The sequence below is a fragment of the Bacteroides sp. OM05-12 genome (assembly GCF_003438995.1).
Lineage (GTDB): Bacteria > Bacteroidota > Bacteroidia > Bacteroidales > Bacteroidaceae > Bacteroides.
In genome coordinates this window covers 145,781-160,716 of the sequence record NZ_QSUN01000004.1, presented here as the reverse complement: position 1 = coordinate 160,716, position 14,936 = coordinate 145,781, and the positions used below count along the sequence as shown (strand labels likewise).

Here is a 14,936-nt window from a genome sequence, read left to right as displayed (position 1 = left end):
ATTATGGACTTAATTTAGTAGGTTAATGATTAAAATTGTCCTTCCAGCTCTCCATCAGGAGTCGAAATTTCGATAATGTATTCACCCTCTTTGTAATCGGGGATGTTGGTAGGACAAATATCCCACTCTTTAGCATCCATATTTTCAATGGATATAACTTCACCGGATTGTTTTTTGATTGTAATAGTTACATTATCCATATCTTTGTTGAAAGTAGTGGTTAATGTCTTATCTTTATCTAGCGTTACTTGAACGGAACTTGAGGGAATAAGTGTGTTCCCTCCTTTCAGAATAATTTTTTTACCGGGAGCTTGTGTCATAGAAAAAGATAATGAGTAAATGAATAGTGCTCCGATCATTAATAGAATTTGTTTCATCATAGTTGTTTGCTTTTTAATTAATGCAACAAAACTATGGTAAAAGTGAGAAATAGGCAAGTATAAAATGCTTCAAAATGAATGAATGTAAATTATTGTATTCTAGTTTGTTATATGCGTTTGGCGCTTCATTCTAATCCGAATGAAGGCTTTTGTTTGCTGGGTTTACTTGTTTTTCAGGAAGATTAAAGAAATATTCAAAAGTTATTTCCGTCCCAAACAATTCTTTTATTTTTTTGAATATTCTACCTTTTTGCGTACGGAGTCCTTTAGTTGATATACCACGAAAATTGGCACATTCTTTTGTATTAAATCCGATTAAGAAAAGACAGCAGAGATAATAGCTTTCTTTAGACATAGACATAACGTTAGCTAAGCATCTTATATAAGGATCAAAGTGTTTTAATAGTAGAGTGCAATATTGTTCTTGTTCTTTATAAGATAGAACAAAATCGGTTTTTGCCCGATCTTTTATAACCGGATATTCTTTGGATTTTATAAATTCTTTAGTGCAAGTCTCCCCTGTTTCTTTTATATTTGCCAAAATAGCTTGGAGTTGTGACTGAATTTCTTGTATAGTGATTTTACTTTCTTGTAACTGTTTGTTTGTTCTGTTTATTTTCTTCTTGTTGTAATGTAATACCAGATAATAGCCTAATGAACTTATAATAAGAATACCTATTATACATATTATTAATAAGCGTTTTTCTTGAGCTGTATGTTTTTTGATAAGATTTTGTTCAGCATTTGCTATGCTGGTGTTTTGATTTTGTCGATCTATTGAGTCATTCAAGTAATTAAAATTTTCTAAATATGCTGTGTAATTTGGATCTCCGATCATTTTGGATAATCTGGATAATTGCAAATAACACGCTGCTTGGGTATAAATGTTGCTACTGTAAATTCCTTTTTTAAGATAGATTAGAGCAGAGTCATATTGATGCATAGCGATAAAGATACTTGCCTTTGTGGAATAACTACTGTAGATATTATTACTGTCTTTGCAGAAAAAAAGAGCTTTGGTGATATGTGCAAGAGCAGTATCGTAGTTTTTTAGTTCTAAATAGGCATTAGAAAGATTATTATGTATATTGGCTATTTCATCTGTATCCTTAATCTGTGGTATGAGTTGATTTGCCAATAAATGAAAGTGTAATGCGGAATCCGGCATAAGTCTGTAAATATAGCTTTTTCCCATTCCTCGAAGGGAATAAGAGGCTTTACTCTTTTCTGTCAAAAGGGAATTATATTTAAGTGCTGTTTGGAATGCTTGGAAAGCGTTAGGCTCAAGGTCATTATCCAAATATAAATCACCGATTCGGTTGTAAATTTCTCCTAGTAATGGCTTGTCATCCGTTTGCTTCAATAGGTTAATGGCTGCGTTGTAAGTAACGACTGCGGAATCTACAGCTCCTCTTTCTTCCTGTTCTTTTCCTTGCTCGTATAGGAGTGTAGCCTGTTGGGATTTGTTTCCACTACAAGAGAGGATAAAAAATATAGATAGTAATAGCCAAACTTTTTTCATGTTTCTTTGTGTCCGATTTATATATTAGGGGCAGACCCAAACAAGGCTGCCCCGCTAGTTAAAGGTTTTTAGAAATAGAATCCGAATCCTACTTTGAATCCTACTTTGCTGTAATCCTTATGATGCAGGAAACTTTGATCGTAGTAAACGGCAGGTTCTATGGTAACTGTACGGCTCAGGAAGAAAGCATAACCGACTTCGAAACCTGCGGCTAAGTCATTATCTTTGGTAGGGATGTCTCCGAAATGCTTGTATTTCAAACCCAGTCCCAAGAATATTCCTACTTTGTCAAAGTAGTAGCGTCCACCCACGCCTACGTGGGTCGTGTTGTTGATATGCTTTCCATAGTCACCTCCCAAGGATACTAATAATGCTATGTTGTCCGTCATGAAAGCTCCTCCGTTCGCATCAAATCCGAAATGAGTCTTTTCTTGTCCGCTGTATGATAATCCTAATCCGGTAACGGAAGTATTTACAAACCATTTGTTCTTTTCAAACTGTGCATGTACTGCCAAGGTGCATACTAACAGTAGCATGCTTACTAATAATTTCTTCATGTCATTTCCTTTTTAATTTTTATTCTTTTTACTGTTTTCTTCTATATCTTTTTCCCGTTCGGCTGCCAAACGTTCTTTTCTGCGTAATACGTACCATAGTAGTGCCAGGATGAGATAAGACGCGGCTACGGTCAGATACTTTTCCAAGTCGCCGGTTTGTGTGTTGCGAGGCAAGAAATAGATAGCCATCGCAGTAACGTAGATAAAGAGTAAAGTGGTCAGCCAAGTTGATTTTTTATATTTTTTCATACGTAAAATGTTGTTTTCTATACCATAAAATAAACCATATTGCACCGGTTAAGGTGCTTGCAATACCAATACCATAGGCGATTTCCGCAGGCAGTGAGAAGCCTTCGGGTGCTATGCAAATATATGTAGAGCAGACGGAAGTCATGAATAAGGCAGGTATCAGAGTAATCCAATAATTTTTTCGGGCACGTGCCAGATAAACGGTTACCGCCCAGAGTGTGAACACGGATAGTGTCTGATTACACCAAGCAAAGTATCTCCACAAGATAGAGAAGTTCATTTGCAGGATGAAGAAACCTATTATGAATAAAGGTATGGATATCAGCAAACGCTTTAAGACGGGCTTTTGGTCGATGTGTAAAAAGTCTGCGACGATGAGGCGTGCGGAGCGAAATGCCGTATCGCCCGAGGTAATCGGTGCGGCAATCACTCCGAGTATGGCAAGAAATCCTCCGATAGCACCCAGCCATTCTTTGGTGATGCTGTCTACGATAACTGCCGCATTATTTTCCTCCATACCGTTGTTATGAAAGAAATAGGTAGCGGCCGCAGCCCATATCAATGCTACGATACCTTCTGTTATCATAGCTCCGTAAAAAACGGGACGACCGTATTTCTCGTTCTTGATGCAACGTGCCATAAGCGGCGATTGTGTGGCGTGAAACCCGGAGATTGCTCCGCAGGCAATGGAGACGAACATCATCGGGAAGATAGGGATTCCTCCCGGATAAGTGTTTTTGAGACTGCCCCATCCTGTTATCTCCGGAAGATCGGGATGATGCCATAGCAGCATGACTAAGATTCCCACAGCCATAAATAATAAAGCGGCTGCGAAAAGCGGATAGATATTCCCGATTATTTTATCTATTGGCAATAAGGTTGCCAAGATGTAATATATAAAGACTATCGAAGCCCAAAAAGTCAGGTTCAGATGTTCCGGAGTCAGTTTGGCTAAAAGTTCTGCCGGTCCCGCTACAAATACGGCTCCTACCAGAATCATCAACAAAACGGTAAAACCCCGCATGACTTGTTTGGTGGTCAGACCTAAGTATTTTCCGATCAGTTCCGGCAGGCTTTCTCCGTTATTGCGTACGGAAAGCATACCCGACAGATAATCATGGGTAGCTCCGGCAAAGATGCTTCCGAATACAATCCATAAGTAGGATGATGTTCCGAATTTTGCTCCCATGATTGCTCCGAATATCGGACCTAGCCCTGCGATGTTCAAGAATTGAATCATAAAGATTTTCCAGGTGGGTAACGGCATGAAGTCTACTCCGTCTGCCTTTGTCAAAGCCGGTGTTTTTCTATGACTGTCCGGACTAAATACTCTTTCTACGTATTTTCCATATATGAAGTAGCCTCCGATGAGACATAGCAAGGCGACGATAAATGTGATCATAAGTATCTTTAATTCGATTCGTGTAAACAAAGATATAGAAAACTATTCTTACATAAGATATAAAACATTAAAAGATTTAGATTAATTAGCGAAAAGAACTACCTTTGTAACCGCCAATTTGCTATTGATATGCGTCATATATTCATCATTCTAATATCCTTTTTGATACCTTTTGTAGGATTGCGAGCGCAACCGAAAAGAGAGGTTCGTGCCGTTTGGTTGACAACGGCTTACGGATTGGACTGGCCTTCGACCCGTGCCGTTACTCCCTTGGGGGTGAAAAAACAGAAAGCGGAACTTTGCCGGATACTGGATGAACTGCAAAAGGCTAACTTTAATACGATTCTTTTTCAGGCACGAATCAGGGGAGACGTGATATATCCTTCTGCTATAGAATCTTATAATGAAATATTGACAGGAAGGAGTGGCAAAAGTCCGGGTTATGATCCACTGGCTTTCGCTATTGACGAGTGTCATAAACGGGGTATGGAGTTGCATGCATGGATTGTTTCTATACCTTTGGGTACGGCAAAACATGTGCGTTCGTTAGGTGCTGGTTCTGTGACTCGTAAACAGCCGTCCATTTGCAAACAATATCAGGGAGAATGGTTCTTAGATCCCGGACATCCGGGCACGAAAGAGTATTTAAATCGTATCGTGAAGGAAGTGGTTGCCAATTATGACGTGGATGGCGTCCATCTGGATTATATCCGTTATCCGGATCATCCGGCTGCGTTTCCCGATAAAGATACCTATCGTAAATATGGAAAGGGATTGTCGCTTGCGGTATGGCGCAGGGAAAATGTAACGGGGATTGTACGTTATATCTATCAGACGGTGAAGTCCGTCAAACCGTGGGTAAAAGTCAGTAGTTCACCCATCGGCAAATTCAGGGATACTTCCCGTTATTCCTCCCGTGGCTGGAACGGTTATCATGCGGTATATCAGGATGCGCAAGGGTGGCTTCGTGAAGGAATCCAGGACATGCTGTTCCCGATGATGTATTTTAGTGGTAATCAGTTCTATCCTTTCGCACTTGATTGGCAGGAACAATGCAATGGCAGGCAGATCGTACCCGGTTTGGGAGTCTATTTTTTGCATCCTTCCGAGAAGAACTGGCCCTTGGATGAAATTGAACGGCAAATATCTTTTACACGCCGGGAAGGTCTTGCGGGACAGGCGTATTACCGGGCGAAATTTATCATGGATAATACGAAAGGTATACTTGATGAATTGGTTTGTAAATATTATCCTTATCCGGCTCTGACTCCTGCAATGACATGGCTGGACAGTATTGCTCCCGGTGCTCCTTCGCAACCGACCTTACAGGAACAATATGGAGAGGTGTCTTTGAATTGGAGTGTTTCCATAGATAATGATGCAAGGAGGACGCCTGCTTATACCGTATATGCGTCTGATACCTATCCGGTGGATGTAAACTGCGCTGCTAATTTGATTGTGACGGGACTTCGTGAGAATCACTACACTTATTCTTATGTTTATCCTGACAAGCGTAAACGCTTCTTTGCAGTTACTGCCATAGACCGTTATGGAAATGAGAGCGAACCCTTGCAATTCAATTCTCCCGGGAAACCGGCTGTTTCTCATTGTGACGGGAAAGTTTTATATCTTCCTCCATTGCCCGATGCCCGGTTTGTGACGGTGACGGATATATCAGGACGATGTGTCTTACATGTACCTTATTCGCAGAATGTGTTATTGGAAGAGAAACTGAGTCAAGGCACTTATCGGATTTTAATAACCAACGACAGAGAAATAATAAGGGATTATATCGTATTATTGCAGAGTATATACGCCCGGTAATTAGTTGTTGCAAAGATAGGCGTAAGCGCCAGATAACCGGAAGTGATTTTGCCTTTACCGTCTTTTACCAAAGGATAAGTATGCAGCTTGCTTTCATGGTCTTTCTGTAGTTCGGACGAGTCGGCATGGTAGTCGATTATGAAAACTCCGGTACTGTTTGCCGAAAGATGTCTGTCATAAATGATTCTTGCCACCATTCCCATATTCATGCGCAGATTAATTTCCACACATGGATGAATACGGTAAAATGGTTGTTCCGGAAAGTTGCAAACCATCATGTCTACTCCGAGATACCCTTGATAGTGTTTCCCGATATGGGATGTAAGCAGGGAAACCAGTTTGTCTTGTAGTGCACTGAGTGTAGATAAAGAGATATATCCGGTCAGCATTTCTATAATCTTTTGATTGGAAGCTAATAGATTGCCTTTATATGCTCCCCATTTATCCGTGTAGAAAGCTGAATATCCGGCAAAAGAGACAGTGCCGTTACTATCCGCATAAAACTCCATGGCGAAGTCTTTTACTTTATTGTATGCTATCTCTCCGATAATACTCTTTTGTTTGTCCAGAATCTTTTTGCACCATTGCCGGACAGGGTTTGTGAACTCGCCATGACAGAATAATAAGCCTTTTCCACTTCCCGACCAAGGAGCTTTTAAGATAGTGGAAGTGTGGCTTTCTACAAAAGATTGAAGAGCTTGCTCCGATGAAAACTCCATTGCGGAACCGCAGTATTCATTTGAAGTGAGTAGTTCCTTTTGTAGATGAACCGATAAGGAACGGTGGGATAACTGCCTGATGCGTTCCATCTTTTCCTTGTCCGGCAATAAATCCGGTGCTATCCCTTGTGCTTTCAGCTTTTTGATGAGTGCCGGGTTCCATCCCCATGGGATGACTGCCCTTGAATCCTCTATGTCATACCAACGGGGTAATGATGCCAAATCTTTTGCCATTTTCGTGGCGGAGTAAGGCGGAATATAGTTCTCGTCGCCATCGGCGAGGGCTAAATCTGTATCCGGATTGAATATATATTGGCTTTTACTCATACGACTGCAAAAATACTCATTCTTAAGGATAAAAAAGATAATTATTGCGTAATTTTGCTATCTCTACTTTGCAATTGAAGAAAAATAGATTATATTTGCAGCCAATTATAACGAAATCTGATGGAAGCATTTTATAGAACACACAATTATCTTGTAGAACATACCAATGCTCCGGTGCGTCGTGATCTTATGGATGAAATAAACTGGAACGATCGTTTAATTGGTATTAAAGGTACTCGTGGTGTCGGCAAAACAACTTTCTTGCTTCAATATGCGAAAGAAAAGTTCGGGACGGATCGTTCATGTTTGTTTATCAACATGAATAATTTCTATTTTTCCGGGCACTCAATGGTTGATTTTGCTTATGAATTCCAAAAGAATGGCGGGAAGGTTTTACTCATTGATCAGGTGTTTAAGTATCCGGACTGGAGCCGTGAACTACGTATGTGCTATGACCGCTTTCCTAACTTGAAGATTGTGTTTACGGGTTCTTCCGTAATGCGTCTGAAAGAAGAGAATCTGGAGCTGTCCGGCATTGTGAAGTCTTATAATTTGCGCGGGTTTTCTTTTCGTGAATTTCTGAATCTACAAACCGGCAATCAGTTTCATCCTTACTCACTGGAAGATATTCTGAAGAACCATGAGCAGATAGTTAAGGAGATATTGCCTAAAGTGAAACCTTTGGAGTATTTTCAGGATTATATGCATCATGGCTTTTATCCGTTCTTTCTGGAGAAACGTAATTTCTCGGAGAATCTGCTGAAGACCATGAACATGATGGTGGAGGTAGACATATTGCTTATCAAGCAAATAGAATTGAAATATCTTTCTAAGATTAAGAAACTGTTATATCTATTGGCTGTGGACGGACCGGTTGCGCCCAATGTGAGTCAGCTTGCCAGCGATATACAGACTTCCCGTGCTACGGTTATGAATTACATTAAATACTTGGCAGATGCACGTCTTATAAACATGGTGTATCCCAGAGGAGAGGAGTTTCCTAAGAAACCATCGAAGATTATGATGCATAATACCAATCTGATGTATTCTATTTATCCCGTGAAAGTGGATGTACAGGATGTGTTGGAGACATTCTTCATGAATACTTTATATAAAGACCACAAGTTGAATAAAGGTGATAAAGGAACCTCTTTTCTTGTGGACGGGCATATTCCTTTCCGCATCTGTACGGAGGGGACTAAAATAAAGAATAACCCCAATGTGATTTACGCTTTGCAAAAAGCGGAAGTAGGACATGGGAACCAAATACCTTTATGGTTGTTTGGCTTTTTATATTAACGAGCGAACAAAGAGATTTTTTACTTAATATATTAATTTGTTATGACTAAACAAAAGAAATTTATCACTTGTGATGGTAATGAAGCAGCTGCACATATATCCTATATGTTCTCGGAGGTTGCTGCCATCTATCCTATCACTCCGTCATCTACAATGGCTGAACATGTAGATGAATGGGCTGCCGCAGGTCGCAAGAACATCTTCGGTGAAACAGTATTGGTACAGGAAATGCAGTCGGAAGCCGGAGCTGCCGGAGCTGTTCACGGTTCACTTCAAGCCGGTGCATTGACTACTACTTACACTGCATCACAAGGTTTGTTGCTGATGATTCCTAATATGTACAAGATCGCAGGTGAATTACTACCTTGTGTATTCCACGTATCTGCACGTACATTGGCTTCTCATGCACTTTGTATCTTTGGTGACCATCAGGATGTAATGGCTTGCCGTCAGACAGGTTTTGCTATGTTGGCAGAAGGTTCTGTACAGGAAGTTATGGACTTGTCTGCTGTTGCTCACTTGTCTACAATCAAATCTCGTGTACCGTTCATTAACTTCTTCGACGGTTTCCGTACTTCTCACGAAATCCAGAAGATTGAGAAATTGGACAACGAGGATTTGGCTCATCTAATTGATCAGGAAGCTCTTTCTGAATTCCGTGCACGCGCATTGAATCCTCAGACTCCTGTAGCTCGCGGTATGGCTGAGAATCCGGATCACTTCTTCCAACACAGAGAATCCTGCAATCCTTATTATGAGAATGTAGCGGATGTTGTGGAAGAATATATGAACGAACTATCCAAGATTACAGGTCGTAAGTACGGTTTGTTCGATTATTATGGAGCGGAAGATGCAGAACGCGTTATCATTGCTATGGGTTCTGTTACTGAAGCAGCTCGTGAAGCTATCGACCACTTGGTTGCCAATGGCGAAAAGGTAGGTATGGTTGCTGTTCACTTGTATCGTCCGTTCTCTGCTAAGCATTTCTTGGCTGCTGTGCCTAAGACTGCAAAACGTATTGCTGTTCTTGACCGTACAAAAGAACCGGGAGCTAACGGCGAACCGATGTATCTGGATGTTAAGGATTGCTTCTATGGCGCAGAAAACGCTCCGGTTATTATTGGCGGACGTTATGGATTAGGTTCTAAGGATACTACTCCGGCTCAGATACTTTCTGTATTTGAAAACTTGGCATTGCCTATGCCTAAGAATCATTTCACTATCGGTATCGTAGATGACGTTACTTTCACTTCTCTTCCTCAGAAAGAAGAGATCGCTCTGGGCGGTGCAGGTATGTTCGAAGCTAAATTCTACGGATTGGGTGCAGACGGTACTGTAGGTGCAAACAAGAACTCTGTTAAGATTATCGGTGACAATACGGATAAACACTGTCAGGCTTACTTCTCATACGACTCTAAGAAGTCTGGAGGTTTCACTTGCTCTCACCTTCGTTTCGGTGATACGCCTATCCGTTCTACTTACTTGGTAAATACTCCGAACTTTGTGGCTTGCCACGTTCAGGCTTACCTGCATATGTATGATGTGACTCGCGGTCTTCGTAAGAACGGTACATTCCTATTGAATACTATTTGGGAAGGCGAGGATTTGGCTAAGAACCTGCCTACTCGTGTGAAGAAATATTTCGCAGAAAACAATATCACTGTTTACTATATCAACGCAACTCAGATAGCACAGGAAATCGGTCTTGGTAACCGTACCAACACTATCCTTCAGTCTGCATTCTTCCGTATTACAGAGGTTATCCCTGTAGACTTGGCTATCGAGCAAATGAAGAAGTTCATCGTTAAGTCATACGGTAAGAAGGGTGAAGATGTAGTCAACAAGAACTACGCTGCCGTTGACCGTGGTGGTGAATATAAGAAACTGGCTATTGACCCGGCTTGGGCTAAACTGACTGTTGAGCCTGCTGCTGCAAATAATGATCCGGCATTCATCAATGAAGTGGTTCGTCCTATCAATGCTCAGGATGGCGACTTGCTTCCTGTATCTGCATTCAAAGGTATCGAAGACGGTACTTGGCAACAAGGTACTTCTCAATATGAGAAACGTGGTGTTGCAGCATTCGTTCCTGAATGGAATGCCGAAAACTGTATCCAGTGTAACAAGTGTGCATACGTTTGTCCTCACGCTTCTATCCGTCCGTTCGTACTCGATGCAGAAGAGCAGAAGGGTGCAGGCTTCGAGACATTAAAGGCTGTAGGTAAAGCATTCGACGGTATGACATTCCGTATTCAGGTAGATGTTCTCGACTGTCTTGGTTGCGGTAACTGTGCCGATGTATGTCCGGGCAATCCTAAGAAGGGTGGCAAGGCTTTGACGATGAAGCATCTTGAAAGCCAATTGGCTCAGGCTGAAAACTGGGATTATTGCGCTAAGAATGTGAAGAGCAAACAACATTTGGTAGACGTTAAGGCTAACGTGAAGAACTCTCAGTTCGCTACTCCGTTGTTCGAGTTCTCGGGAGCTTGCTCCGGTTGTGGTGAAACTCCGTATGTGAAGTTGATTACCCAACTGTTCGGAGATCGTGAGATGGTAGCCAATGCAACCGGATGTTCTTCTATCTATTCCGGTTCTGTACCTTCTACTCCTTATACTAAGAATGAAAAAGGACATGGTCCTGCTTGGGCTAACTCATTGTTCGAAGACTTCTGCGAATTCGGTTTCGGTATGGAACTTGCCAACGAAAAGATGCGCGACCGCATTGTTAAGCTGATGAATGAGATTCTTGCTGGTAACAACGCTCCTGCTGAGGCTAAGGAAGTTCTGACGGCTTGGATTGAAAACAGAAATGATTCTGAAAAGACGAAAGAACTGGCTCCGCAGGTTGAAGCAGTTATTGCACAAGGCGTTGCAGCAGGTTGCCCTGTAAGCAAACAGTTGCAAGAACTTACTCACTTCCTGGTAAAACGTTCACAATGGATTATCGGTGGTGACGGTGCTTCTTATGATATCGGTTACGGTGGTCTCGACCATGTTATCGCTTCTGGTAAGGACGTAAATATCCTTGTTTTGGATACGGAAGTTTACTCAAATACAGGTGGACAGTCATCTAAGGCAACTCCGGTAGGAGCTATCGCTAAGTTTGCTGCTGCAGGTAAGAGAGTACGTAAGAAAGACCTTGGTATGATGGCTACCACTTACGGTTATGTATATGTTGCACAGATTGCTATGGGTGCCGACCAAGCTCAGACCCTGAAAGCTATCCGCGAAGCAGAAGCATATCCGGGACCATCATTGATCATCGCTTACGCACCATGTATCAACCACGGATTGAAGCAAGGTATGGGTAAATCACAAGCTGAAGAAGAAAAAGCTGTAGCTTGCGGTTACTGGCACTTGTGGCGTTACAATCCGGCTCTTGAAGCAGAAGGAAAGAATCCGTTTACCTTGGATTCCAAAGCACCGAACTGGGCTGATTTCAAAGACTTCCTGAAAGGCGAGGTTCGTTACGCATCCGTAATGAAGCAATATCCTGCCGAAGCAGAAGAACTCTTCCAGGCTGCTGAAGACAACGCTAAATGGAGATACAACAACTACAAGCGTCTGGCTAATCAGGCTTGGGGTGTTGACGCAGAATAATTCAGAGAATTAATTCATAATAAAAAGCGGTGACTTTGATAGGTCACCGCTTTTTTTATTTCCCACCATTGACACTAAGCTGCAATCCTTGCATGATTAGTTGCCCGTTCAAGTAATATTATGTACTTTTGTCCTGTCACATAAATCGTTTGACAATTGTCGAACGAATGAATGACAGCTGTCAAATGAACGTATGACAACTGTCATACGTATGATTGACAACTGTAAAATGATTTAGTGAACCTTATCTTTACCTTTATAGACAAGGTCGTCTGAACTTAGAGATACCGGAACAAACCTTTAAAAACGCATAGAACATGGCAGCACAGTATGAACTTCATGAGAATCCTGATCCGAAACAGACAGGAAAGAAACAACTATTACACCCCCGTTTTGCCCCGTTAGGAACGGTGAATGCCCAAAAACTTTATGAATTGGCAGCAGATGGCACTACATTTAGTCCGGCCGAGCTGGAAGCGGCTTTAAACCAGATTACCAGACGAGTTGTAACGGCTCTTAAAGATGGTTACAACGTAGAACTGGGTGAGATAGGAACGCTCACCATTTCCTTGAAAGGTCGTCCGGTTATGGATGAGAAAGAAATACGTTCCGCTTCCATAGAAGTGAACAATCTTGTGCTGCGTACATCTAAGCGGATGAAGCAACAGTTGCGTGGCATTCAACTGAAAAGGAATCCGGAAGCATGGACTTCTTCACCGCTTGATGTAAAGAGACGTGATGCGGCATTGGCGGCACATTTTGAGAAGAATCCTTTCATCTCCCGTGAAGAATATCAAGAAATAAGAGGATGCAAACGAAGCAAGGCTATTGAGGAGTTAAATAAAATGATAGTCGAAGGACGCCTTTGTCGTTATGGAGCTTCCAGGTTGGGATTATATCAATTAAATAAGAATATGAATAATATTTAAAGGTTTTTTATGTTCTAATGCGAAGGATGTTTTTTATCTTTGTAGCATCATGATAAATTACTAGCATATAGTTTGAAAATATAATATGGGGAAGATTAGCTACATTCTCATTATTTTGTGCGCTATTCCTTCGTTAATGATGGCAAATACAACACCGACAGACAGCTTGAAACAACTGTTGGGTGAGTATAAAGATGCCGAAAAACGATGTGAGGTGTATGTCCATCTTGCTGATCTGAATGTAGGCTCCTCTAATATTGCGTTAGACTATTGGGACAAGGCTTTGGAAGAAGCTATCGAATGCGATAATGTAGCCGTGATAAAAATTGCTTTGGATGAATTGGTAAAAGGAATGTCCTGTATCAAACCGGAAAAAGTGGATTGTTATATTCAACTGGCCAAGGATGTATTGCCGATTCCGGAAAATAACCTGTTTGTATCTTATTTATATTCACAAAATGCATCGTTTCGTACCTCTCATGAAGATGTGGAAACTGTGATTGGAGAGGAATTAACCCGATTAAAAGCCAAAGATAAATTGACTGCGGAAGAACAGTTGGAATGGGAATTCTTAACGGCTATTTCCATGGATTGCGCATCGGTTAAATCCGGAGGTTACAGTGTGGTGAAAGATGCGATTCCTTATGTGGAGCGTGTATTGAGTTTATTGTCGTCTTATCCGGAAGAACAGCGGTGTTTCTTTGAGCAACTTTGTCATAATAAACTCTCTAATCTTTATATGACAATGCCGGAGCATACGCCGAAAGTTCTGGAAGAAATATCATTGATGATATCGGCCCATGATGTTATAAATCAATTGGATCTAGGTTTTAAGAGAGTCTTTCTTGATGATTTTCCTTTTAAGTTAACGGTATACGGCAAGGTTATTTATCTTGGAGATGACATGCCCGAAAAAGAGGCTACGGCTTGCTATGATAAGTTAATGCAACTGGTGAATAATGAAGACAGACGGAAGGAGGTTTATGATCTTATCAGCTTGTATCATTGGCGTATGAAACACTATGATAAGGCTTTATTGTATATTGATTCTTGTATTGCTTTCCGTAAAGAAAATGCCCGCGTGCTTGACCTGATAACTCCTTATGAAATAAAGATGGGGATTTATAAGGATATGAAACAATATGCGAAAGCGTTGGAGACATTGGAAGAATGTGACTCTTTGAGGGAAGTGAGTCGTTCGGAAGGAATAAAAAAAGAGATGGCCGAGATGCAGGCGCGTTTCAATGTGTATAGTTTGCAGTTGGAGAAGGAAAAACTGACAAACAGGAACAACGTGGTCATTATTACAGTGGTTTTGATACTGTTACTGTTTATCACCGGGTGGACCATTTATCAACGTTTGATGGTGAAGCGATTGAAGCATGTGCAGGGAGATTTGGTGAAATCGAACGAAGAGATAGTCATACAGCGTAACAGGGCGGCGGAAAGTGAGAAAATGAAGACCGCTTTCCTTAGTTCCATGTGTCATGAAATACGTACGCCGCTCAATGCGATCAATGGTTTTACGGATTTATTGCTTGATAAAACGATTGATGATAAGTTGAAAGAAGATTTTCCCGGAATGATACAGGAGAATATTGGTAAGTTAACGGATCTGCTGAATACAATGATTGAACTTTCGAGCTTGGTTTGCTCTACGGAAAAGTTACCGATAAGTTCCGCTGATATTTTTGTTATTTGTCATCAGGAAATAGATCTGCTGAAAGAAGCCAATACAAAACACGATGTCACAATTAAGCTGGAGAATGAAGAAGAAACCTGCCTGGTATGGACGCACCCTCTCTATTTGGCACTTGTCCTTAAAAACTTATTGAATAACGCCGTAAAGTTTACGGATAAAGGTGAAGTGAGATTGTCGTATCATTTGGATATGGATGGAAAGGAACTGCTTATAACGGTGACCGACGAAGGTATCGGCATTTCTCCGGATAAGCAGGAATGGGTATTCGAGCGTTTTACTAAAGTAGATAGCTTTAAACCCGGTACAGGACTGGGACTTTATATTTGTCGTATCATCATCACTCGTTTGGGAGGAACAATTCATGTTGATCCGGAATATAAGAACGGCTGCCGTATAGTAATATCCTTACCACAAGGATGATGAGTA

Annotated in this window: 11 protein-coding genes; 5 read left to right on the top strand and 6 right to left on the bottom strand. The window is 41.2% G+C overall.

Translation table 11 applies throughout. The annotated features are described in order from the left end of the window. Positions 1 to 29: 29 nt before the first annotated feature. The 5 genes from DXB63_RS05345 to DXB63_RS05325 all read right to left on the bottom strand — a co-directional run bounded on the left by DXB63_RS05345 (position 30) and on the right by DXB63_RS05325 (position 4,110). Complete coding sequence (locus DXB63_RS05345) at positions 30 to 380, bottom strand: DUF3244 domain-containing protein (RefSeq protein WP_122125364.1); 351 nt, start codon at positions 378 to 380, stop codon at positions 30 to 32. A 130-nt stretch (positions 381 to 510) separates the two neighbouring features. Continuing rightward, entirely contained in the window at positions 511 to 1,902 is a 1,392-nt protein-coding gene (locus DXB63_RS05340; RefSeq protein WP_122125363.1) for a lipopolysaccharide assembly protein LapB, read from the bottom strand. A gap of 68 nt (positions 1,903 to 1,970) precedes the next feature. After that, positions 1,971 to 2,459: a hypothetical protein gene (locus DXB63_RS05335; RefSeq protein WP_122125362.1), complete on the bottom strand. Its 489-nt coding sequence runs from the start codon at positions 2,457 to 2,459 to the stop codon at positions 1,971 to 1,973. Positions 2,460 to 2,471: 12 nt separating this feature from the next. Further along, entirely contained in the window at positions 2,472 to 2,708 is a 237-nt protein-coding gene (locus tag DXB63_RS05330) for a hypothetical protein (RefSeq protein ID WP_122125361.1), read from the bottom strand. Then, positions 2,695 to 4,110: a carbon starvation protein A gene (locus tag DXB63_RS05325; RefSeq protein ID WP_122125360.1), complete on the bottom strand. Its 1,416-nt coding sequence runs from the start codon at positions 4,108 to 4,110 to the stop codon at positions 2,695 to 2,697. Before DXB63_RS05325 ends, DXB63_RS05330 begins: the two co-directional genes overlap by 14 nt. 129 nt (positions 4,111 to 4,239) lie before the next feature. Here DXB63_RS05325 and DXB63_RS05320 point away from each other — a divergent pair, with 129 nt between their 5' ends. After that, positions 4,240 to 5,934 (top strand): glycoside hydrolase family 10 protein, encoded by a 1,695-nt coding sequence (locus DXB63_RS05320; protein WP_122125359.1) that lies wholly within the window; start codon positions 4,240 to 4,242, stop codon positions 5,932 to 5,934. Here the strand turns inward: DXB63_RS05320 and DXB63_RS05315 are convergent. Further along, positions 5,898 to 6,980 carry a hypothetical protein gene (locus tag DXB63_RS05315; protein WP_122125358.1) on the bottom strand — a complete coding sequence of 361 codons (1,083 nt, stop codon included), beginning with the start codon at positions 6,978 to 6,980 and terminating at the stop codon, positions 5,898 to 5,900. The two genes, DXB63_RS05320 and DXB63_RS05315, sit on opposite strands and share 37 nt — an antisense overlap. 120 nt (positions 6,981 to 7,100) lie before the next feature. On the opposite strand from DXB63_RS05315, the gene DXB63_RS05310 reads away from it, so the two are divergent. The 4 genes from DXB63_RS05310 (at position 7,101) to DXB63_RS05295 (ending at position 14,930) form a co-directional block, all read left to right on the top strand. Further along, positions 7,101 to 8,279, top strand: coding sequence for an ATP-binding protein (locus tag DXB63_RS05310; protein ID WP_122125357.1), 1,179 nt, complete (start codon positions 7,101 to 7,103; stop codon positions 8,277 to 8,279). A 42-nt stretch (positions 8,280 to 8,321) separates the two neighbouring features. Beyond that, positions 8,322 to 11,879 (top strand): pyruvate:ferredoxin (flavodoxin) oxidoreductase, encoded by a 3,558-nt coding sequence (gene nifJ, locus DXB63_RS05305; RefSeq protein WP_122125356.1) that lies wholly within the window; start codon positions 8,322 to 8,324, stop codon positions 11,877 to 11,879. A 317-nt stretch (positions 11,880 to 12,196) separates the two neighbouring features. Continuing rightward, positions 12,197 to 12,808: a DsbA family protein gene (locus DXB63_RS05300; RefSeq protein WP_122125355.1), complete on the top strand. Its 612-nt coding sequence runs from the start codon at positions 12,197 to 12,199 to the stop codon at positions 12,806 to 12,808. An 85-nt stretch (positions 12,809 to 12,893) separates the two neighbouring features. After that, complete coding sequence (locus DXB63_RS05295; RefSeq protein ID WP_122125354.1) at positions 12,894 to 14,930, top strand: sensor histidine kinase KdpD; 2,037 nt, start codon at positions 12,894 to 12,896, stop codon at positions 14,928 to 14,930. Positions 14,931 to 14,936 lie beyond the last annotated feature (6 nt).

Coding starts and splice junctions, on each gene's coding strand:
- DXB63_RS05345 (WP_122125364.1), bottom strand. CDS start 380: ATGATGAAACAAATTCTATTAATGATCGGAGCACTATTCATTTACTCA.
- DXB63_RS05340 (WP_122125363.1), bottom strand. CDS start 1,902: ATGAAAAAAGTTTGGCTATTACTATCTATATTTTTTATCCTCTCTTGT.
- DXB63_RS05335 (WP_122125362.1), bottom strand. CDS start 2,459: ATGAAGAAATTATTAGTAAGCATGCTACTGTTAGTATGCACCTTGGCA.
- DXB63_RS05330 (WP_122125361.1), bottom strand. CDS start 2,708: ATGAAAAAATATAAAAAATCAACTTGGCTGACCACTTTACTCTTTATC.
- DXB63_RS05325 (WP_122125360.1), bottom strand. CDS start 4,110: ATGATCACATTTATCGTCGCCTTGCTATGTCTCATCGGAGGCTACTTC.
- DXB63_RS05320 (WP_122125359.1), top strand. CDS start 4,240: ATGCGTCATATATTCATCATTCTAATATCCTTTTTGATACCTTTTGTA.
- DXB63_RS05315 (WP_122125358.1), bottom strand. CDS start 6,980: ATGAGTAAAAGCCAATATATATTCAATCCGGATACAGATTTAGCCCTC.
- DXB63_RS05310 (WP_122125357.1), top strand. CDS start 7,101: ATGGAAGCATTTTATAGAACACACAATTATCTTGTAGAACATACCAAT.
- nifJ (WP_122125356.1), top strand. CDS start 8,322: ATGACTAAACAAAAGAAATTTATCACTTGTGATGGTAATGAAGCAGCT.
- DXB63_RS05300 (WP_122125355.1), top strand. CDS start 12,197: ATGGCAGCACAGTATGAACTTCATGAGAATCCTGATCCGAAACAGACA.
- DXB63_RS05295 (WP_122125354.1), top strand. CDS start 12,894: ATGGGGAAGATTAGCTACATTCTCATTATTTTGTGCGCTATTCCTTCG.